The 19,888-nt window shown below is 72.4% G+C and carries 19 protein-coding genes; 9 read left to right on the forward strand and 10 right to left on the reverse strand.

Annotated features, from left to right (window positions below; genetic code table 11):
• Window positions 1-30 precede the first annotated feature (30 nt).
• Window positions 31-1,005, reverse strand: a complete 975-nt coding sequence (locus D0Z67_RS07600) for a carbohydrate kinase family protein (protein ID WP_031179891.1) — start codon at window positions 1,003-1,005, stop codon at window positions 31-33.
• A 131-nt stretch (window positions 1,006-1,136) separates the two neighbouring features.
• Here D0Z67_RS07600 and D0Z67_RS07605 point away from each other — a divergent pair, with 131 nt between their 5' ends.
• Together D0Z67_RS07605 and D0Z67_RS07610 are read left to right on the forward strand one after the other, a co-directional pair.
• Window positions 1,137-1,331 (forward strand): hypothetical protein, encoded by a 195-nt coding sequence (locus D0Z67_RS07605; RefSeq protein ID WP_031179890.1) that lies wholly within the window; start codon window positions 1,137-1,139, stop codon window positions 1,329-1,331.
• A 128-nt stretch (window positions 1,332-1,459) separates the two neighbouring features.
• Entirely contained in the window at window positions 1,460-3,019 is a 1,560-nt protein-coding gene (locus D0Z67_RS07610) for a hypothetical protein (protein WP_037774463.1), read from the forward strand.
• A 79-nt stretch (window positions 3,020-3,098) separates the two neighbouring features.
• Here the strand turns inward: D0Z67_RS07610 and erpA are convergent, their stop codons facing one another.
• Window positions 3,099-3,455, reverse strand: a complete 357-nt coding sequence (gene erpA, locus D0Z67_RS07615; protein ID WP_031179888.1) for an iron-sulfur cluster insertion protein ErpA — start codon at window positions 3,453-3,455, stop codon at window positions 3,099-3,101.
• A 262-nt stretch (window positions 3,456-3,717) separates the two neighbouring features.
• Here erpA and nadA point away from each other — a divergent pair, with 262 nt between their 5' ends.
• Window positions 3,718-4,902 (forward strand): quinolinate synthase NadA, encoded by a 1,185-nt coding sequence (gene nadA, locus D0Z67_RS07625; protein ID WP_031179887.1) that lies wholly within the window; start codon window positions 3,718-3,720, stop codon window positions 4,900-4,902.
• Window positions 4,903-4,977: 75 nt separating this feature from the next.
• On the opposite strand, the gene D0Z67_RS07630 is transcribed toward nadA, so the two are convergent.
• The 3 genes from D0Z67_RS07630 to D0Z67_RS07640 form a co-directional block, all read right to left on the reverse strand.
• Entirely contained in the window at window positions 4,978-8,091 is a 3,114-nt protein-coding gene (locus D0Z67_RS07630; protein WP_031179886.1) for an efflux RND transporter permease subunit, read from the reverse strand.
• Between the two features lie 156 nt (window positions 8,092-8,247).
• Complete coding sequence (locus tag D0Z67_RS07635) at window positions 8,248-8,925, reverse strand: response regulator (protein ID WP_031179885.1); 678 nt, start codon at window positions 8,923-8,925, stop codon at window positions 8,248-8,250.
• The gene (locus D0Z67_RS07640) at window positions 8,922-10,142 is read right to left on the reverse strand and encodes a sensor histidine kinase (RefSeq protein ID WP_031179884.1); all 1,221 of its coding nucleotides are present in this window, start codon (window positions 10,140-10,142) and stop codon (window positions 8,922-8,924) included. Before D0Z67_RS07640 ends, D0Z67_RS07635 begins: the two co-directional genes overlap by 4 nt.
• Window positions 10,143-10,312: 170 nt before the next feature.
• On the opposite strand from D0Z67_RS07640, the gene D0Z67_RS07645 reads away from it, so the two are divergent.
• On the forward strand, window positions 10,313-11,716 hold the full coding sequence (locus D0Z67_RS07645; RefSeq protein WP_107059522.1) for a DUF3616 domain-containing protein: 1,404 nt from the start codon (window positions 10,313-10,315) through the stop codon (window positions 11,714-11,716).
• Between the two features lie 17 nt (window positions 11,717-11,733).
• Here the strand turns inward: D0Z67_RS07645 and pspAA are convergent, their stop codons facing one another.
• Complete coding sequence (pspAA, locus tag D0Z67_RS07650) at window positions 11,734-12,012, reverse strand: PspA-associated protein PspAA (RefSeq protein ID WP_031179882.1); 279 nt, start codon at window positions 12,010-12,012, stop codon at window positions 11,734-11,736.
• Between the two features lie 33 nt (window positions 12,013-12,045).
• Window positions 12,046-12,843 (reverse strand): PspA/IM30 family protein, encoded by a 798-nt coding sequence (locus D0Z67_RS07655; RefSeq protein WP_078873082.1) that lies wholly within the window; start codon window positions 12,841-12,843, stop codon window positions 12,046-12,048.
• 306 nt (window positions 12,844-13,149) lie between these two features.
• Between D0Z67_RS07655 and D0Z67_RS07660 the strand changes: the two genes are divergently transcribed.
• Both D0Z67_RS07660 and D0Z67_RS07665 read left to right on the forward strand, forming a co-directional pair.
• Window positions 13,150-13,746 carry a DUF3043 domain-containing protein gene (locus tag D0Z67_RS07660; protein WP_031179880.1) on the forward strand — a complete coding sequence of 199 codons (597 nt, stop codon included), beginning with the start codon at window positions 13,150-13,152 and terminating at the stop codon, window positions 13,744-13,746.
• A 74-nt stretch (window positions 13,747-13,820) separates the two neighbouring features.
• Complete coding sequence (locus D0Z67_RS07665; protein ID WP_031179879.1) at window positions 13,821-14,573, forward strand: class I SAM-dependent methyltransferase; 753 nt, start codon at window positions 13,821-13,823, stop codon at window positions 14,571-14,573.
• A 57-nt stretch (window positions 14,574-14,630) separates the two neighbouring features.
• Here the strand turns inward: D0Z67_RS07665 and D0Z67_RS07670 are convergent, their stop codons facing one another.
• Both D0Z67_RS07670 and D0Z67_RS07675 read right to left on the reverse strand, forming a co-directional pair.
• On the reverse strand, window positions 14,631-15,269 hold the full coding sequence (locus tag D0Z67_RS07670) for a response regulator (protein ID WP_031179878.1): 639 nt from the start codon (window positions 15,267-15,269) through the stop codon (window positions 14,631-14,633).
• Entirely contained in the window at window positions 15,266-16,486 is a 1,221-nt protein-coding gene (locus D0Z67_RS07675) for a sensor histidine kinase (protein WP_031179877.1), read from the reverse strand. Before D0Z67_RS07675 ends, D0Z67_RS07670 begins: the two co-directional genes overlap by 4 nt.
• 176 nt (window positions 16,487-16,662) lie before the next feature.
• Between D0Z67_RS07675 and D0Z67_RS07680 the strand changes: the two genes are divergently transcribed.
• The 3 genes from D0Z67_RS07680 to D0Z67_RS07690 all read left to right on the forward strand — a co-directional run bounded on the left by D0Z67_RS07680 (window position 16,663) and on the right by D0Z67_RS07690 (window position 19,581).
• Window positions 16,663-17,751, forward strand: coding sequence for an ABC transporter permease (locus tag D0Z67_RS07680; protein ID WP_031179876.1), 1,089 nt, complete (start codon window positions 16,663-16,665; stop codon window positions 17,749-17,751).
• Entirely contained in the window at window positions 17,748-18,431 is a 684-nt protein-coding gene (locus D0Z67_RS07685) for an ABC transporter ATP-binding protein (protein ID WP_031179875.1), read from the forward strand. Before D0Z67_RS07680 ends, D0Z67_RS07685 begins: the two co-directional genes overlap by 4 nt.
• A gap of 76 nt (window positions 18,432-18,507) precedes the next feature.
• Complete coding sequence (locus D0Z67_RS07690) at window positions 18,508-19,581, forward strand: S1C family serine protease (protein WP_031179874.1); 1,074 nt, start codon at window positions 18,508-18,510, stop codon at window positions 19,579-19,581.
• Between the two features lie 43 nt (window positions 19,582-19,624).
• Here the strand turns inward: D0Z67_RS07690 and D0Z67_RS07695 are convergent, their stop codons facing one another.
• The gene (locus D0Z67_RS07695; protein ID WP_031179873.1) at window positions 19,625-19,837 is read right to left on the reverse strand and encodes a hypothetical protein; all 213 of its coding nucleotides are present in this window, start codon (window positions 19,835-19,837) and stop codon (window positions 19,625-19,627) included.
• Window positions 19,838-19,888 lie beyond the last annotated feature (51 nt).

Genomic DNA, 19,888 nt, shown 5'->3' on the forward strand with positions numbered 1-19,888 from the left:
CAGCGAACCACGGACCCGTCAGGCTGGGAGTCAGCTCAGGTACTCACGAACCTCGGCGGCCGCATCCTCGCCGTACGCCTTGGTGAACCGGTCCATGAAGTGCGCCCGCCGAAGCTGGTACTCCTGCGTACCCACCGTCTCGATGACGAGAGTCGCCAGCATGCAGCCGACCTGCGCCGCCCGCTCCAGCGAGACCCCCCAGGCAAGCCCGGAGAGGAACCCGGCGCGGAAGGCGTCGCCGACACCCGTGGGATCGGCCTTGCGCTCCTCATCCGGGCACCCGACCTCGATCGGGTCCTCACCGACCCGCTCGATCCGTACACCCCGCGCGCCGAGCGTCGTCACCCGGTGCCCGACCTTCGCGAGGATCTGCTCGTCGCTCCAGCCGGTCTTGGACTCGATGAGCCCCTTCTCGTACTCGTTGGAGAACAGGTAGGTCGCGCCGTCCAGCAGTATCCGGATCTCCTCGCCCTCCATACGGGCGATCTGCTGGGAGAAGTCCGCGGCGAACGGGATGGACCGGGAGCGGCACTCCTCGGTGTGCCGGAGCATGCCCTCCGGGTCGTCCGCGCCGATCAGCACGAGGTCCAGGCCGCCGACGCGGTCCGCGACCGTCTTCAGCTCGATCAGCCGGGCCTCGCTCATGGCGCCGGTGTAGAAGGAGCCGATCTGGTTGTGGTCGGAGTCGGTGGTGCACACGAAGCGGGCGGTGTGCAGGGTCTCCGAGATACGGACCGACTCGGTGTCCACGCCGTGGCGGTCGAGCCACGAGCGGTACTCGTCGAAGTCGAAGCCGGCCGCGCCGACGAGGACCGGGCGGGTGCCCAGCTGGCCCATGCCGAAGGCGATGTTGGCGCCCACGCCGCCCCGGCGCACGTCCAGGTTGTCGACGAGGAAGGAGAGCGAGACCGTGTGCAGTTGGTCCGCTACGAACTGGTCGGCGAAGCGGCCGGGGAAGGTCATGAGGTGGTCGGTGGCGATGGAGCCGGTGACTGCGATGCGCACGGCAGGCGTTCTCCTGGCGGGAGGGGGAGCTGACAGTTCACGCTACCCGTAATCGGGCAACCGCTGAAGCGGGGAAAACTACCCGATAGTAGATCTTTCTTCACCGGCCCCGCCGTGCTTACGGTGCGCTCATGACGAACCTCAGGCCCGACGACCTCGAAGTGGACCTCCCCGCGCTGCGCGGCGACTGTGCCCGTATGGCCCCGCACTGGGCCCCGCCCGAGCACCCGGCCACCCGCCCGGTCCCGCCCTCGCTGATCCACGGGGTCCGAGTGCCGAGTCGCTCCGCTCGGCTGGTGGACGGGATGTCCGAGTACGGGGACTGAGGCCGCCTCCGGCGGTCCGCCGGGGTTCTCCGCCGGGCGCGCGGAAGGGAACCGCGCGCTCCCCTCGCACGTCCCACCGCCGTCCCCCGCGCGGGAGACGCGGGGCACGAGCAGCGAGGAGCGATGCGGTGACCACGGAGCGACCCGAGAACGAGGACCGGCCGGAAGCCGAGCCGGAGTCGAAGCCGGAGTCAGCGTCGGCATCGGCATCGGCATCGGCATCGGCATCGGCGGAGGAACCCGCCACCACCTCGGAGACTGTCGAAGCTGCCGACCCCGAGGCGGGTGAGGAGACCCCTCCCGCGCCTGCCGGACGCCCCCGTACCGCCGCGATCATCGCCTCCGTCGCCGCCGCTGTCCTGCTCGTCGGTGGCGGAGGTGCCTGGCTGGCGTCCGGTGCCGGGGCCGGGGCCGATGAGAAGGCGGCCGGAAGCAACGGTGCTCCGCCACCGCTCGCCCTGGACAGTGCCACCGGCAGCGGCACGCCCGGCATCGCCGTCGGTGAGCCCGACCCGAGCGGCGACGTCCATTACGTCGTCAAGGGCGACCTCCCCGACGGCCCCGGCTCCGCCCCCGTCCAGCTCGCGGGCGACAAGGCCGGCAAGGCCGAAGTCGCCCGGCTGGCCGAGGCGTTGGGGATCGAAGGTACCCCCGTGGCCGACGGGAACGGCTGGCGGGCCGGAGAGCGGGAGGGCGGGCCCGTGCTGCGGGTCACCGGCGCCGACTGGTCCTACGCCCGCTACGCGCCCGGTACCGACAACTGCCGCAAGATCACCGTCTGTTCGCAGGACCCGGCCGCCCCGGCGGACGAGCCGGTCGGCACGGCGGAGGCCGAGCGGGTGGCTCGGCCGGTGCTGAAGGCGCTCGGACAGGACGACGCGAAGCTCGACGCGAGCCAGGTCATGGGCGGCCGGCGGGTGGTGAACGCCGACCCGTTGGTGGACGGCCTGCCCACCTACGGCTGGGCGACCGGCCTGACCGTGGACGAGAAGGGCGCGATCGTCGGCGGCCACGGCATGCTCGCGCGGCTCACCAAGGGCGACACGTACCCCGTGCTGGGCGCGGCCGACACGGTGAAGCTGATGAACGAGCGGCCCGCGCCGGAGCACCGGATGGGCATCGGCGGGTGTGCGAGCCCGGTGCCGCTGAAGGACCGGCTGGAGCAGCCGTGCGGCGCCGCCACCGGCTCCCCCGCCGCGCCGAAGGGTGACGCGGTGACGGTCGAGAAGGCGGTGTTCGGGCTGGCCGCGCAGTCGGTGGACGGCCGCCAGGCCCTCGTACCGTCCTGGCTGTTCGAGGTGCGCGGCTCGACGGCCCGGGGCGGCTTCACGGTGGCGCACCCGGCGGTCGACCCGAAGTACATCGCCTCCCCCACTTCCCCCGCCCCCTCTTCTTCCGTGGCGCCGAAGGAGCACGGGGTGACGGTGCAGGGGTACCGCGCCGAGGGCCGGGAGCTGACCGTGCGCTTCATGGGCGGGGTGTGTGCCGAGTACCGCGCCTTTGCCCGGGAGAGCGCGGGCCGGGTGACGGTCACGGTCGCCGAGAAGCGCCGGCCGGGCAACTGCGTCGCGCTGGGCAAGGAGTACGCCCGGACCGTCTCGCTGGACGCCCCGCTCGCCGGCCGCGCGGTGGTCGGCGGCGACGGCGGCCGGGTGCCGAAGGCGGAGCAGAGCCTGCTGCCGCACTGACACCTCCGCACGACGACGACGACGGCGGCCCCTCACCAGGAGGGGCCGCCGCCGTCGTGTCGCGGCTGTGGGGCCGGCTTTAGCTGAAGGAGTCGCCGCAGGCGCAGGAGCCGGTGGCGTTCGGGTTGTCGATCGTGAAGCCCTGCTTCTCGATCGTGTCCACGAAGTCGATGGTGGCGCCGCCCAGGTACGGGGCGCTCATGCGGTCGGTGACGACCTTGACACCGTCGAAGTCCTTCACGACGTCGCCGTCGAGCGAGCGCTCGTCGAAGAAGAGCTGGTAGCGCAGACCGGAGCAGCCGCCGGGCTGGACGGCGACCCGCAGGGCGAGGTCGTCCCGGCCTTCCTGGTCGAGCAGCGCCTTGACCTTGGACGCGGCGGCGTCGGTCACGATGATGCCGTCGGTGACGGTGCTGGTCTCGTCCGATACGGACATCTACATCTCTCCCAAGTTGTACGGAGACTGCTTTCCGACCAGTGCAACCGGCGCGCCGGCCGATTCATTCCGGGCCGGGCGGACCGTCTGGCCGCGTTTCGCTCTCTCTTCATGCTCGCACACGGGCGGAAGAGGGGGCAGCGGGCCGGTGCCGGAGAGGCCGGGATTCACGTCACATGGACGCTATCGCCATCGTCAAAGTGACGTGAAGCGGTTATCATAGATAACGTCAGTTAGACGAAAAGTAGAAAGGGTAGGTGCCGTGACCACCGCCCAGACCCCGCAGCTCGACGTACAGCCGTCTCCGCTCGCCCTGCTGCTGCTCGGCCGCGGGGCCGACCCGAGGAGCGAGCGGGGCGTCGAATGCCCCGGCGACCTGCCCGACCCGTCCGACCCGGATCTCGTGGCGCGTGCCCGCGCGGCCAAGGAGAAGCTCGGCAGCAAGGTCTTCGTCCTCGGCCACCACTACCAGCGGGACGAGGTCATCCAGTTCGCGGACGTCACCGGTGACTCCTTCAAGCTGGCCCGTGACGCGGCCGCCCGCCCGGACGCCGAGTACATCGTGTTCTGCGGTGTGCACTTCATGGCCGAGTCGGCGGACATCCTCACCACCGACGACCAGAAGGTCGTCCTGCCGGACCTCGCGGCCGGCTGCTCGATGGCCGACATGGCCACGGCCGAGCAGGTCGCGGAGTGCTGGGACGTACTGACCGAGGCGGGCGTCGCCGAGCAGGTCGTGCCGGTGTCGTACATGAACTCCTCCGCGGACATCAAGGCGTTCACCGGCAAGCACGGTGGCACCATCTGCACCTCCTCCAACGCCGAGCGGGCGCTGGAGTGGGCGTTCCAGCAGGGCGAGAAGGTGCTGTTCCTGCCCGACCAGCACCTCGGGCGCAACACCGCCGTCCGGGACATGGGGATGTCCCTGGAGGACTGCGTCCTCTACAACCCGCACAAGCCGAACGGCGGGCTCACCGCCGAGCAGCTCCGGGACGCGAAGATGATCCTGTGGCGCGGGCACTGCTCCGTGCACGGGCGCTTCAGCCTGGAGTCGGTCGAGGACGTGCGGGAGCGGGTGCCGGGCGTCAACGTCCTGGTGCACCCCGAGTGCCGGCACGAGGTCGTGGCCGCGGCGGACTACGTCGGCTCGACGGAGTACATCATCAAGACGCTGGAGGCGGCTCCGGCCGGCTCCAAGTGGGCCATCGGCACCGAGCTGAACCTCGTGCGGCGGCTGGCGAACCGGTTCGCGCCCGAGGGCAAGGAGATCGTCTTCCTCGACAAGACGGTCTGCTTCTGCTCCACCATGAACCGCATCGACCTCCCCCACCTCGTCTGGACCCTGGAGTCCCTCGCCGAGGGCACCCTGGTCAACCGCATCGAGGTGGACCCCGAGACGGAGGCATTCGCCAAGCTGGCCCTGGAACGGATGCTGGCGCTGCCGTAACGGCACCTGCGTACGACGGAGGCCCGTCGGACACCTTGAGGGGTGTCCGACGGGCCTCTGCCCGTGCGGTGGCGGTCAGACTCCGGCCGTCTCCGGCTCGTCCGAGTTGGCCGGTTCCTGCTCCGGCTCCCGCTTCGCCGCCTTCTTGGCCGCTCGGCGTTCCTTTCGCAGTTCCACCAGTGTGTAGAGGGTGGGGACGAGGAGGAGGGTCAGGAGGGTCGACGTGATCAGGCCGCCGATCACCACGACCGCGAGGGGCTGGGCGATGAAGCCGCCCTCGCCGGTGACACCGAGGGCCATCGGGAGGAGGGCGAAGATCGTCGCCAGGGCGGTCATGAGGATCGGGCGGAGCCGGTGGCGGCCGCCCTCCACGACGGCTTCCACGACCCCGTACCCCTGCGAGCGGTACTGGTTGATCAGGTCGATCAGCACGATCGCGTTGGTCACCACGATGCCGATGAGCATCAGCATGCCGATCATCGCCGGGACACCCATCGGGGTGCCGGTGAGGATGAGCAGGCCGATCGCGCCGGTCGCCGCGAACGGGATGGAGACCAGCAGGATCAGCGGCTGGACCAGCGAGCGGAACGTCGCCACCAGCAGCATGAACACGATGGCGATGGCCGCCAGCATGGCCAGACCCAGGTTCTTGAAGGCGTCGTCCTGGTCGGAGGAGACCCCGCCGATCTCGGCCGTGGCGCCCGCCGGGAGCTTCAGGTCCTTGATCTTCGACTGGAGCTGGGCGCTGACCGCGCCGGTGTTGTCCCCGGTCGGCTTGGCCGTGACGGTCGCCGCGCGCTGACCGTCGATCCGGGTCATCGACACCGGCCCGTCGACCAGCTTCACGGTGGCGATGTCACCGAGCTTCACCGCGCCGAGCCGCAGGCCCTTGAGCTGGGCCAGGGTGGCGGCCGGGTGGGCGGAGCGTACGACGACGTCGCGCTCGGTGTCGTCCAGGACCGCCTTGCCCGCCGGGACGCCGCGCACCGACTGCGCGACCGCCGCGCCGAGCTTCTGGTCGTCGAACCCGGCCGCGGCCGCCTCGGCGTTGGCGCGTACCGAGATCCGCGGCACGCTCTGCGCGAGGTCGCTGGTGACGTCGGTGACGTCGTCCAGGCCGGCCACGGTGGAGCGCACCTTCTCGGCCGCCGTCCGGAGGGTCGCGGGGTCGGCGGCCTTGACCACGACGCTGAGGTCCTGGTTGCCGAAGGCCGCGCCCGCCGAGACGGTGGTCGTGCCCGCGCCGTCCAGCTTCTTCAGCCCGTCCTCCAGCTGCCGCTGCACGTCGGCGGCGGAGCCGGAGTCCTTCAGCATGATCTGGTACGACGCCTGGTTGGTGTCGGTGCCGCCGCCGAAGGCGGCCATGAAGCCGGACGAGCCGACGGTGACCTGGTAGTCCTTGATGCCGTCGATCCCGCCGAGCACCTTCTCCACCCGCCGGGCCTGCGCGTCGGTCGCGGCGAGGCTGGTGCCGGGCTTCAGCTTCTGCTTGACGGTGAGGACCTGCTGGTCGCCCTGGTCGAAGAAGTTGGTCTTCAGCAGGCCGGCCATCCCGAAGGTGCCGAACAGCACGACGACCGCGATCAGCAGGCTGACCACCCGGCGCCGGGTGGCGAACCGCAGTACGGGCACGTAGAGGCGCTGGAGGCGGCTGTTCGCCTCCTTCTCCTCGGCCCGGCGGCGGGCCTCCTCGGCGTCCTCAGGGGTGCCCTTGGGGGCGCGCAGGAACCAGTAGGACAGCACCGGCACCACGGTCAGCGACACCAGCAGCGAGGCCAGCAGGGCGGCCGTCACGGTGATGCTGAAGGAGCCGAACAGGGCGCCCACCATGCCGCCGACCAGGCCGATCGGCAGGAAGACGGCGACCGTGGTGAGGGTGGAGGAGGTGACCGCGCCGGCCACCTCGCGGACGGCGCCGAGGATGGCCTCCTTGCGCTCCTCGCCGTAGCCGAGGTGCCGCTTGATGTTCTCCAGCACCACGATCGAGTCGTCCACGACCCGGCCGATGGCGATGGTCAGCGCGCCCAGCGTGAGCATGTTCAGCGACAGACCGCGCGTCCACAGCACCAGCAGCGCCAGCACCACGGAGAGCGGGATGGAGACGGCGGTGACCAGCGTGGAGCGGACCGAGGCCAGGAAGACCAGGATGATCAGCACGGCGAACAGCAGGCCGAGCGCGCCCTCGGTGGTCAGGCCGTCGATGGCCTTGGACACCTCGGGCCCCTGGTCGCTGACGACCGTGAGCTTCGCGTCCTTGCCGAGGTCGGCCCGGAGCTTCGGGAGCTGGTCCTGGACCGCGTCGGAGATGGCGACCGCGCTGCCGTCGTGGTCCATGGTGACGTTGACCGCGAGGCTGGGCCTGCCGTCCGTACGGGTCAGCGAGTCGGCCGGGGCCGGCCGCTCCGCGACGGTCGCCACGTCGGCCAGGCGTACGGGCTTGGCCCCGCCCCGGCCCGCGACGCGCAGGTCCTTGATCTGGTCCAGCGAGGTGAAGCCGCCACCGACCTGGACGGTGCGGTTGGCGCCGTTCTCGTCGAAGGAGCCGGCCGGGACGGACGCGCCGCCCGCCTGGAGCGCCGGGATGAGCGCGGCCGGGCTGAGACCCGCCTTGGCGAGCTTGGCGTCGTCCGGGGTGACGGCGACCTGGAGGTCGCGCACGCCCATGACCTGGACCCGGCCGACACCGTCGATGTCCTTGAGCGCCGGGACCACCGTACGGTCCAGCTTGTCGGCCAGCGCCTGCTGGTCGGTGCCGGAGGACGCGGCGAGCACCACGGTCGGCATGTCGTCGGTGGAGCCGGAGACGACCTGGGGGTCGACGGTGTCCGGGAGCTGGGCGCGGGCGCGGTTGACGGCCTGCTGGACGTCGGTCACGAGCCGCTTGGTGTCGTTGCCGTAGTCGAAGGACGCCATGATCACGGCGTTGCCCTCGCTGGCGGTGGAGGTGACCGAGGTGACGCCGTCGACGCCCTGGAGGCTGTCCTCGATCGGCTCGATGACCTGCTTCTCCACCACGTCGGGCGAGGCGCCCTGGTAGGGGGCGATCACCGAGACCATGGGCAGGTCGATGGTGGGCAGCAGTTGCTGCTTGATCTGGGGTATCGCGATCAGGCCGAAGACCAGCGCGATGAGCGACATCAGGCCGATCAGGGCCCGTTGCGCGAGGCTGAAACGGGACAGCCAGGACATGGGACAGGGTCTCTCTTCTGTGAGCGGCAGAAGCTGCGGCGGGACGCGTCTGTGCGCCCACCTCACACCCTGGTCCATCGCCGGGGCCCGACCCGTAGGCCCCTGGTCCATTTCCCTGGCGGGCCGGTACTCCCCGCGCAGTAGCGCGGCGGCGGGTCAGTCCGACCTCGGGCGGACCAGCCCCGACTCGTAGGCGATGACGACGAGCTGGGCCCGGTCGCGGGCGCCCAGCTTGGCCATGGCCCGGTTGACGTGCGTCTTCACGGTGAGCGGGCTGACCTCCAGACGCTCGGCGATCTCGTCGTTGGAGTGCCCGCCGGCCACCAGCACGAGCACCTCGCGCTCCCGGACGGTGAGCGCGTCGAGCCTGGCCAGCCTGGCCGGGTCGGGGGCGGGGGCGTCGGACTGGGCGAGGAAGCGGGCGATCAGGCCCTTGGTGGCGGCCGGGGACAGCAGCGCCTCGCCGCTCGCGGCGAGGCGGATCGCGGCGAGCAGTTCCTCCGGCTCGCTGCCCTTGCCGAGGAACCCGGAGGCGCCCGCGCGCAGCGCCCGTACCACGTAGTCGTCGACCTCGAAGGTGGTCAGGATGACCACGCGGACGTGGGCCAGGGCCGGGTCGGCGCCGATCATGCGGGTGGCGGCGAGGCCGTCGGTGCCGGGCATCCTGATGTCCATCAGGACGACGTCGGCGGCGCACTCCTTGGCCAGCCGGACCGCCTCGGCGCCGTCGGACGCCTCGCCCACCACGGCCATGCCGGGCTCGGAGTCGACCAGCACCCGGAACGCGCTGCGCAGCAGCGCCTGGTCGTCGGCGAGCAGGACACGGATGGTCATACGGGCTTCCTCTCGGCCCCGGCACGGGTCTGGACCGGCAGGATGGCATGGACGCGGAAGCCGCCGCCGTAGCGGGGTCCGGTGGTGAGGGTGCCGCCGAGCGCGGTGACCCGCTCGCGCATGCCGAGCAGCCCGTGCCCGCCGCCGGTGCCGGTCTCGGCCGACGCCCCGGCGCCGTCGTCCAGCACGCTGACCTCGATGTTCGGTCCGACCCGTACGACGCTGACCTCGGCCTTGGCGCCGGTGCCGGCGTGCTTCTGGGCGTTGGTGAGGGCTTCCTGGACGATCCGGTAGGCGGCCAGGTCGACGGCGGCGGGGAGTTCGGTGTCCTGGTCGGCGCGGGCCACCTGGACCGGCAGTCCGGCGTTGCGGAAGGTGCCGGCGAGTTCGTCGAGGCGGCCGAGCCCCGAGGCGGGTTCGGTGGGCGCGGCGGGGTCGTCGGACTGGCGGAGCAGGCCGACCGTGGCGCGCAGTTCGTCCAGCGCGGAGCGGCTGGCCTCGCGGACGTGGGCGAGGGCCTCCTTGGCCTGGTCGGGGCGCCGGTCCATGACGTGGGCGACGACGCCGGCCTGCACGTTGACCAGGGCGATGTGGTGGGCGACCACGTCGTGCAGTTCGCGGGCGATGCGCAGCCGTTCCTCGGCGACCCGGCGCCGGGCCTCCTCCTCACGGGTGCGTTCGGCGCGTTCGGCACGCTCGCGGATGGCCCGCACGTAGGCGCGGTGGCTGCGGACGGCGTCGCCCGCGGTGGCGCCGATGCCGGTCCAGGCGACCAGCGCGATGTTCTCCTGCGCGTACCAGGGCAGCGGTCCGGCGGCCATGGCGGCCACCGTCAGCACGGTCATGGTGAGCAGTCCGACCCGCCAGGTGGTGGCCCGGTCGGTGGTGGAGGCGACGGTGTAAAGGGCGATGACGGCGGCCATCGCCACGGGGGCGCGCGGATCGCCGGTGACGCACTCGATCAGCGCGAAGGTGCCGGTGGCGGCCAGTACGGCGAGCGCGGAGCGGCGGCGCAGGACGAGGGCGGCGGCGGCCAGCACCATCAGCAGCAGGCTCAGCGTGTTGGGCGGGCGGGCGCCCCAGTCCACACCGTGGTCGCCGTCCGGGGCGGCGAAGGCGCTGCTGATCATGCACAGCAGGACGGCGGCCGCGATGACCGCGTCGAGTGTGAGGGGGTGCGCCTTGAACTGGTACCGGGCGCGTCGGAGAGTGCTCACCCGGTGAACAGTACGGGTCGCCGGGAAAGTCCGGGTAAGGGACGACAGGGAAGCGCGGAGAACGGCACGTCAGGTGTCGGGCGGTGTTCGCCGGGGATACCCGTGGTGGACGCCTGCCGTTGGCCGGGCGGCCCGAGCCTTCTCACCGGCATGCGGGCCGCCCGGACCGGATGCGTCGTCGTCGAAAGGCAGTGACCGTGCGCCCTCCCCTCTCCCGTCTCCTCCCCACCGCCACCGCCGTCGCCCTGCTGGCGGTGCTCGGCCCGGCCACCACGGTGCACGCGGCGTCCACCGGCACCCCCACGATCAAGCTGTCGGCCGCCTACCTCTCCGGCGCGGTCGGCGCGACCGGCGACCCGGTGGTCACCGTGACCGTCGCGCAGAGCGGCGCGGACGCGTCGGGGCTGACGGTGACGGCGTCCAAGAGCAGCCGGAGCACGGTGGCGGGCACCGGGGACGTCCGGGTCACCGGCACCGGCGGCAGCCGTACGGTCGCGGTGACCGCCCGCGCCCAGGGATACGCCGACCTCACGCTGAAGGTGACCGGCGCCGACGGCAAGTCCGCCACCACGACCCTGCACTACGCGGCCTCCCCCGCCGTCCAGCGCTCGGCCGACGCCCGCTACCTCACCGGCGCCTCGGACGCCTCCGCCGCCGTGGACGCGGGGGACGGCTACGTCCTGGTGGCCAACGACGAGGACAACACCCTGCGCCTGTACGACGGTTCGGCCTCGGGCGCCCCGGTACGGAGCTGGGACCTGTCCTCCGCGCTGGGTGCCTCCAAGGAGGTCGACATCGAGGGCGGCGCCCGGGTCGGGAACACCGTGTACTGGACCGGCTCGCTCGGCAACAACAAGGACGGCGTCTACAAGGCGGACCGCAACACGGTCTTCACCACCACCCTCTCCGGCTCCGGCGCCGGCACTTCGGTGGCCTTCGGCAGCGCCGGGCACAAGCTGCGCGACGACCTGGTGGCCTGGGACAAGGCCAACGGCAACCGGTACGGCTTCGCGGCCGCCACCGCCGACGGCCAGACCCCCAAGCAGGTGGACGGCTTCAACGTGGAGGGCCTGGAGTTCGCGCCCGGCTCCACCACCACCGCCTACGTCGGCTTCCGCGCCCCGCTGGTGCCGCCGGCCAATGGCGGGAAGGCGCTGATCGTGCCGGTGACCAACATGGACCAGGTGGTCCGGGGCACGAAGGCGGCCTTCGGCACCCCGGTCGAGCTGGACCTCGGCGGGCTCTCGGTGCGTGACCTGCGCCGGAACGACAAGGGGCAGTACCTGATCGTCGCCGGGTCCTGGGCGGCCGAGGACAACAGCGCGCCCTACGCCCTGTACCGCTGGGACGGCGTGGCCGGGCACCAGCCGGTGAAGGTGCTGGACCTGCCCACGGCGGACGCGGGCGGCTGGGAGTCCGTGGTGTCGGTGCCCGACCTGGACGTGTCCGGCGGCCGGGTCCAGCTGATCACCGACGACGGCAGCGCCGACCTCTACGGCGACGGCACCGAGGCGAAGGACCTCTCCCACCCGGAGTGGCAGAAGTCCCGCTCGACCTTCTTCACCCTGGGCTGACCGCGACCCCGGGCCGGTCAGCCCGGGATCAGCCCGTCGTCGCTGAGCATCTCCCGGACCTCGTCCACGGTGGCGTCCGGGGCGGGCAGGATCAGCTCGGAGGGCTCCAGGGAGTCGTCCGGGAGCGGGGTGCCCAGCTTCCGGACGGCTTCCAGCAGCGCGTGCAGGGTGCGCCGGAAGCCCTCCTCGTCACCGCCCTCGACCTCGGCGAGCAGTTCGTCGTCCAGCTCGTTCAGCTCAGGGAAGCGGGAGTCGTCCACCTTCACCTGGCCCTCACCCATGATCCGTACGATCACCACGGCCTCCTCGGCACGGGTCCCGGCGGCGGACTACTGCTTGTCGAAGCGGGGGGTGTCCTGCGGCTGCTGCTGAGCCTGCTGACCGCCCGCACCGCCCTCGATGGCCTGCTGCTGGGCCGAGGGGCCCCCGGCCAGCTCGGCCTTCATCCGCTGGAGTTCCAGCTCCACGTCCGAACCGCCGGAGAGGCGGTCCAGCTCGGCCTGGATGTCGTCCTTGGCCATGCCGGACTGGTCGTCCAGCGCGCCGGAGGCGAGCAGCTCGTCGATCGCGCCGGCCCGCGCCTGGAGCTGGGCCGTCTTGTCCTCGGCGCGCTGGATCGCCATGCCCACGTCGCCCATCTCCTCGGAGATGCCGGAGAACGCCTCCCCGATGCGGGTCTGCGCCTGGGCGGCGGTGTAGGTGGCCTTGATGGTCTCCTTCTTCGTACGGAAGGCGTCCACCTTGGCCTGGAGGCGCTGGGCCGCGAGGGTCAGCTTCTCCTCCTCGCCCTGGAGGGTGGCGTGCTGCGTCTCCAGATCCGTGACCTGCTGCTGGAGCGCGGAGCGGCGGGACAGTGCCTCGCGGGCGAGGTCCTCCCGGCCGAGCGCGAGAGCCTTGCGGCCCTGGTCCTCGAGCTTCCCGGACTGCTGCTGCAACTGGTTGAGCTGGAGCTCCAGGCGCTTGCGGCTGGTCGCCACGTCGGCGACCCCGCGCCGCACCTTCTGGAGCAGCTCCAGCTGCTTCTGGTACGAGTAGTCGAGGGTCTCGCGCGGGTCCTCGGCCCGGTCAAGGGCCTTGTTCGCCTTCGCGCGGAAGATCATCCCCATACGCTTCATGACACCGCTCATGGGCTTCGCGCGCCCCCTTCTGACGGACTCCAGCTCACCGATCCTGCGACAGAACCCACAGTACGGGCCCTGCCACCATTACCGCACCGTTCGGGGAGCGATGCGCTCCTCCCCAAGGACGAGCCCCGGCCCGGTCACTCCGGCGTGAGGAGTAGGTGATCCCCGGGGTGACGCCCCGCCGGGTGCACGACTCGCCCGGAAAGCGCCGGTGACGTCCTCTCTGTACCCCGATAGACGTCCGGCGTTGCCGGATCGTTCCCCGAGGGACTGGGGTCCTTGCCGGTGATGCCCGTACCCTTGGGTTTTGTGTTCCGTAGCCGTGCGAAGGAAGAGAAGGCACCCGCCGACAAGGCGCAGGTGACCGGCTCCATGCAGCCCCGCGACCCGCAGGCCCCCAAGGGTCGGCCCACGCCGAAGCGCAGTGAGGCCCAGACCCAGCGCCGCAGTGTCGCCAGTACGCCCGTGTCCCGCAAGGACGCCGCGAAGCGGCAGCGCGAGGACCGCCGTCAGGCCCTGGACCGGCAGCGCCGCGCGCTCGCCGGGGGCGACGAGCGGTTCCTGCCCGCCCGGGACAAGGGGCCGGTGCGCAAGTTCGCCCGTGACTGGGTCGACTCGCGGATCAACGTGGCGGAGTTCTTCCTGCCGCTGGCCATCGTGATCCTGGTCCTCAGCGTGGTGCGGGTGCCCTCGATCCAGAGCATCGCGCTGCTGCTGTGGCTGATCGTGATCGTGCTGATCGTCGTCGACTCCGCCTTCAGCGGGTACCGGCTGCGGGGGCGGCTCGCCGAGAAGTTCCCGGACGCCAACCGCCGGGGCGCGGTCATGTACGGCCTGATGCGCTCGCTCCAGATGCGCCGGCTGCGGCTGCCCAAGCCGCAGGCCAAGCGCGGAGAGCGGCCCTGAGCGCAGACGCCGCTCCCGGCACGGCGGCCCCGGCGGGGCCGCACACGCCGGCCGAGCTGGTCCGGCAGCACCTGATCGCCCGGCAGCTGGACGAGCAGCTCGCCCGTGCCTTCGCCGTCGGGCGGCGGCTGCGGGTGCTCGACGTCGGCATGGGCCGGGGCGCGCAGGCGCTGCGCCTCGCCCGGCTCGGCCACATGGTCACCGGGGTCGAGCGCGACCCGGAGCTGGTCGCGGCCGCGCGGGCGGCGCTGACCGGTGAGCCGGACGGCATCCGCGAGCGGGTCCGGCTGGTGCAGGGCGAGGGCCGGGACACCGGGGTGCACTTCCTGCCGGGCAGCTTCGACGTGGTGCTGTGCCACGGGGTGCTGATGCATGTGGAGGAGCCCGACGCGCTGGTGGCCGGGCTGGCCCGGATGCTGGCGCCCGGCGGGCTGCTGTCCCTGCTGGTGCGCAACGGCGACGCCCTCGCCATGGGGCCCGGCCTGACCGGCGACTGGGCCGGGGCGCTGGCCGCGCTGGACAGCGCCGCCCTGCTCCCCCGCTCCCGTACCGAGGCCGACGGCGACACCCCGCCGGCGCCCGCCCGCGAGGGCCGCGCCGACCGCCTCTCGGCCCTGACGGCCACCCTGCACGGCATCGCCGCCCCGCTGAACGCCTGGTACGGCGTCCAGGTCTTCGCCGGCCGCGTCCCCTCCGCCCCCGTCTCCCCCGACGACCTGGACACCGTCCTCGCCGTCGAGGAACGCGCCTGCCGCACGGACCCGTACCGGGGCATGGCGGAACTGCTGCACCTGTGCGGGGTGCGGGGCCAGAGCGTCTCTCTCTGACGGACCGGCCGCACACCTCGGGCCGGCAGGAAGGGCGCTTCGTCCACCACGTACCGCTCAGCGGCGGATGAGCCCGAGGTCGGTGGCGGTGGCCACGGCGGCGGTGCGCGAGTCGGTCCCGAGTTTGGCGTAGATGCGGGCCAGGTGGGATTTGACGGTGCCCTCGGTCAGGTGGAGGCGTGCCCCGACGGCCTGGTTGGAGAGTCCGTCGGCGACCAGCGAGAGAACCTCGGTCTCGCGTCGGGTCAGGCTGGTGGCGGGCGTGCGGAGCCGCTTCATCAGCCGGTCGGCGACAGTGGGCGCGAGTGTGGTGCGGCCACCGGCCGCGGTGCGTACGGCTGCGGCCAGGTCTTCGGGCGGCGCGTCCTTGAGGAGGTAGCCGGTGGCGCCGGCTTCGATGGCGGGCAGGGTGTCGGCGTCGGAGTCGTAGGTGGTGACGATCAGCACGCGTGGGGCTCCCGGCCGGGCGGTGATCTGGGCGGTAGCCTCGGCGCCGCCCATTCCCCTGCCGAACCGCAGGTCCATCAGGACGACGTCCACGTCGCCTTCGGCGGCGCGTGTGACGGCCTCCTCGGCGGTGGCGGCCTCGGCCGTGACGACGATGCCGGGTTCGGTTTCCAGCACGGCGCGTAGTCCGGCCCGTACGACGGGGTGGTCGTCGGCCAGGAGCAGGCGGATGGGGGCGTCGTCGGTCACGGGCGGGCCTCGGGTTCGGTGTCGGATGGCGGGGTGAAGGGCAGCCGGGCGGCCAGGAGGGTGCCGTGGCCGGGGACGGACTCGATGCGGAGGGTGCCGCCGAGGGCCTGGGTCCGGGCGCGCATGGCGGTCAGCCCGAAGCCGCCGGTCTCGGGGTCGGGGGCGGGCAGGCTGACGAGGTCGAACCCGCAGCCGTCGTCGACGACGTCGAGGGCGATGTGGTCGCCGAGGTAGCTGAGGGTGACTTCGGCCGTGGTGGCCTCGGCGTGGCGGACGGTGTTCCCGAGGGCGGACTGGGCGATGCGCAGCAGGGCGACCTCGTGTTCGGTGGTGAGTGGGGCGGGGGTGCCGTCGAGGTGGAAGCGCGCGGTGATCCGGTGCCGGGCGGAGGCGGTGGTGCACAGGCGTTCCACGGCACCTGCCAGGGTGGTGCCTTCCAGCGTGGGCGGGGTGAGGGCGGCGACGAAGCGGCGGGCCTCGGCGAGGTTGTCGACGGCGGCCTGCCGGGCCTGGTCGACGTGGCGGGCAGCGTTCTGCGGTGCCTGGGGCAGCGCGCGTTCGGCGGCGCGCAGCAGCAGCTGGATGCTGGAGAGGCCCTGGGCGAGGGTGTCGTGGATCTCGCGGGCCAGGCGGTCGCGTTCGGCGAGGACGCCGGCGGTGTGCTGGGCGGCGGCCAGGTCGGCCCGGGTGGCGGTGAGTTCCTCGATCAGCCGGCGGCGGTGTTCGCTCTCCCGGTACAGAGCCTGGTACCCCCGCACCACGGCGACGGCGACGGCGGCGCCGAGGACGGGTCCGATGGCCATCGCGGGGCTGAAGGAGTGCTGGTGCACGGCGAAGCCCGCGACGGCCGCGACGGCGGTGGCGGCCACGGCCGCCGGTGCGGCGCGGCGGGACAGCAGGTGCGGCTGGAGGAAGTACAGCGGAAAGGCCACCCACACGGCGTCGGGGGTGAAGGCGAGCAGCACCAGCCAGCAGGCCGCCACGGCGGTCAGCCACAGCGTGGCGGCCCGCCGCGAGCGACGTACGCCGGGCAGCGCGGGGCCTGCCGCGTACACCAGGGCGCACAGCACCGAGGCGGCGACGATCCATCCGGCATGAGGCCGCCCGCCGGTCACCGCTCGGCCGGCGGCCAGGGCGAGCAGACCGGTGACCAGTAGGTGCAGGCACCAGGCGAGGGCACGGGTGGTCGGGGTCGGGGCGGGGGCGGCAGCGTTCACAGTGCGTCCCAGATTACGAAAGCCGAGGCCGGGAGGGCCTCCATCGAAAGTGGTAACCCCGGTGCCGTCTTTCGGCCCGGGAAGTGCCGTCCTGCGCCGGAAGCGCGTGCCGGGCCCGGCGGAGATGCTGGGGTCGCACACCGCACTTCCACCGCCGGAAAGGACAGGCCAAGGCCGTGTTCGTCGCCTGGAGAGACTTGAGATTCGCCAAGGGGCGCTTCTCCCTGATGGGGACCGTCATCGTACTGATCACCCTGCTGGTGGGGCTGCTGTCCGGGCTGATGGCCGGGCTGAGCAGGCAGAATGTCTCCGCGATCACGTCCCTGCCCGCCGACAGGCTCGCCTTCCGGGCTCCCGGCGGCGGGCAGAAGCTGTCGTACTCCGACTCCACGGTCACGCAGGCGCAGTGGAAGGAGTGGTCCGAGGCACCGGGTGTCGAAAGCGCCGAGCCGCTGGGGATCACCATCACCAGGGCCACCGTCGGAGACAGGAGCACCGGGGTCTCGGCCTTCGGCGTGGAGCCCGGCTCCCGCCTCGCCCCCGACAGCGAAAGGATCACCGGCAGCGCGGTGGTGCTCTCCACCGCGGCCGCCGACGACCTCGGCGTCGGCACCGGAGACGCCCTGACCCTGGCGGACCGGCAGCTGAAGGTGGCCGCCGTCGCGGGCGACGCCCACTACAGTCACACGCCGGTGATCTGGACCAGCCTGGACACCTGGCAGAAGATCGCGCCGCCCACCGGCACCGCGGAAGGTCCGACCGCCACCGTCATCGCCCTGCGCGTCACCTCCGGCGCCGACACGGCGGCCATCGACCGCCGGGCCGGGACCGAGACGGTCTCCACCGGCGACTCGCTGTCGGCGATCGGCTCCTACAGCTCCGAGAACGGCTCCCTCCAATTGATGCGCGGCTTCCTGTTCGCCATCTCCGCCCTCGTCATCGGCGCCTTCTTCACGGTGTGGACCATCCAGCGCGGCGGCGACGTCGCCGTCCTCAAGGCCCTGGGCGCCTCCGACGTCGATCTGCTGGGGGACGCCCTCGGCCAGGCCGCCGTCCTGCTCGTCGGCGGCACACTGATCGGCACCGGCATCGCCGTCGCCTCGGGAGCGCTCATGGCCGACTACGCCGTGCCGTTCCTCCTCACCCCCGCCACCGTCCTGATCCCGGCCGCCGTGATCGTCCTTCTCGGTGTGCTCGGCGCGGCCGTGTCCGTCCGCCGCATCACCTCCGTCGACCCGCTGACCGCCCTGGGGAGCGCACGATGAGCCTGGTCCTGGCCGATGTCACCCTCACCTATCCGGACGGCGGCACCCGGCTGACCGCTCTCGACCAGGTCCGCCTGGAGGTGCCCGGGGGCAGCCTGACCGCCGTGGTGGGCCCTTCCGGCTCCGGGAAGTCCAGCCTCCTCGCGGTCGCCGCCACCCTGATCACTCCCGACACCGGCACCGTCACCGTCGACGGTCAGGACACCACCCGCCTCACCCGTGGCGAACTGACCGCACTGCGCCGCCGCACGATCGGCATCGTCTTCCAGCAGCCCAATCTGCTGCCTTCCCTGACCGCCGTGGAACAACTCCAGGTGATGGCACAGATCGACGGCCGCAGCCCCCGCACCGCCCGAGGGCGGGCGATGGAACTCCTCGACACCGTCGGCCTCGCCGGCCAGGCCGGCCGCCGCCCGCACCAGCTCTCCGGCGGCCAGCGCCAGCGCGTCAGCATCGCTCGCGCCCTGATGAACGATCCCACCGTCCTCCTGGTCGACGAGCCCACCAGCGCCCTCGACCACGAGCGCGGCGCCGCCGTCCTCGACCTCGTCGCCCACGTCACCCACCAGCAGGGCGTCGCCACGGTCCTGGTCACCCACGACCGCACCCACCTCACCGCCGCCGACCGGATCGCCGAAGTGCGGGACGGACGCCTGCACATCCCGGCACCGACGCGCTGAGGCCGTGGGGAGAACCGGGTTCCCGTTCGGCGGTACTCGGCGGGCCCCTGTGCGCCTGCCGTGGGGAGACTCGTCCATGGACGAGTCTCCTATCCGGGCCGGGCGCAGGGGTGCCGTGGCCGTCGTGCTGGTGTGCGCCGCCGTGCTCCTGGGCGGCTGCTCCGATCCGGCGGACTCGGCGCGGAAGGGCGGGCCGCCGACCGCGCAGGCGGCGCTGCCGATGGCGGCGGACGATCTCCAGGACCAGTACCAGAAGGTCATCAAGGACGTGCTGCACTCGGTCGTGCAAATCCAGGCGGGGCAGTCCCTCGGCTCGGGCGTGATCTACGACGACCAGGGCCACATCGTCACCAACGCGCACGTGGTCGGCACCGAGAAGACCTTCCGGGTGACCACGGCCCGCAGCGGGGAACCGCTGGCGGCGAGCCTGGTGTACTCCTACCCCGAGCAGGACCTCGCGGTGGTCAAGCTGGACAAGGTCCCGGCGGGCCTGCGCCCGGCGGTGTTCGGCGGCTCGGACGAGGTGGAGGTCGGCCAGATCGTGCTGGCCATGGGCTCGCCCCTCGGACTGTCCTCCAGCGTGACCCAGGGCATCGTCTCGGCCACCGGACGGACCGTCAGCGAGCCCGGCGACGACGGGAACACCGGCGCCACGATCCCCAACATGGTGCAGACCTCGGCCGCGATCAACCCGGGCAACAGCGGGGGCGCCCTGGTGAACCTGAAGGGCCAGGTCATCGGCATCCCGACGCTGGGCGCGGCCGACCCCGGCATGCAGGGCGGGGCGGCGCCGGGCATCGGCTTCGCCATCCCGGCGTCCATGGTGCGTACGGTCGCGGGGCAGATCATCGCGGACGGCAAGGTCACGGACTCGGGCCGGGCCGCCATGGGTGTCACGGTCCGCACGGTGGTGGACGACGGCTACCAGCCCGCCGGGGCGGCGGTGGTCACGGTGAAGCAGGGCGGTCCGGCGGCGAAGGCGGGGCTGAAGGCGGGCGATGTGATCACCCGGGTGGGCACCAGCCCGGTCGGCACCACCACGGAACTCGCCGAGGCGCTGGCGGGCAGGAAGCCCGGCGACAAGGTCGAGGTCACCTACCAGCGCTCGGGCTCCCGGCACACCGCCGAGGTGACGCTCGGCGAGCAGTGACCCCGACGGGAGCGGGAGTGTCCCCGCCCCCGCGGGACCGGGACTACGCCCCTTCGGCGTCGAGGCTCATCGGCCCGTAGATCTCGGTGCCCTCCTCGAAGAGGCGCACCTGGTCCGCGCCGCCCTCCAGCAGCGCCTTCCAGTTCTCGCCGACCCAGGACTCGGCGTCGCCCTGCGTGGTGAACTCCTCGGGCTCCACGGCGGGCGGGACCTCCGTCCCGTCGGCCTTCTCGAACCGCCACGTCCACGCTGTCATGCAAGCCTCCTTACGATCCGACTCCTGCGGGCAGCGTATGCGGTCGGCGGG

This window comes from Streptomyces seoulensis, from assembly GCF_004328625.1.
GTDB lineage: Bacteria > Actinomycetota > Actinomycetes > Streptomycetales > Streptomycetaceae > Streptomyces > Streptomyces seoulensis.

Bases quoted from the DNA above. Each gene is read 5' to 3' on its own strand.
- D0Z67_RS07605 (WP_031179890.1), top strand. From the start codon at position 1,137: ATGACGAACCTCAGGCCCGACGACCTCGAAGTGGACCTCCCCGCGCTG.
- erpA (WP_031179888.1), bottom strand. From the start codon at position 3,455: ATGTCCGTATCGGACGAGACCAGCACCGTCACCGACGGCATCATCGTG.
- D0Z67_RS07630 (WP_031179886.1), bottom strand. From the start codon at position 8,091: ATGTCCTGGCTGTCCCGTTTCAGCCTCGCGCAACGGGCCCTGATCGGC.
- D0Z67_RS07635 (WP_031179885.1), bottom strand. From the start codon at position 8,925: ATGACCATCCGTGTCCTGCTCGCCGACGACCAGGCGCTGCTGCGCAGC.
- D0Z67_RS07645 (WP_107059522.1), top strand. From the start codon at position 10,313: ATGCGTCGTCGTCGAAAGGCAGTGACCGTGCGCCCTCCCCTCTCCCGT.
- D0Z67_RS07655 (WP_078873082.1), bottom strand. From the start codon at position 12,843: ATGAGCGGTGTCATGAAGCGTATGGGGATGATCTTCCGCGCGAAGGCG.
- D0Z67_RS07685 (WP_031179875.1), top strand. From the start codon at position 17,748: ATGAGCCTGGTCCTGGCCGATGTCACCCTCACCTATCCGGACGGCGGC.
- D0Z67_RS07690 (WP_031179874.1), top strand. From the start codon at position 18,508: ATGGACGAGTCTCCTATCCGGGCCGGGCGCAGGGGTGCCGTGGCCGTC.
- D0Z67_RS07695 (WP_031179873.1), bottom strand. From the start codon at position 19,837: ATGACAGCGTGGACGTGGCGGTTCGAGAAGGCCGACGGGACGGAGGTC.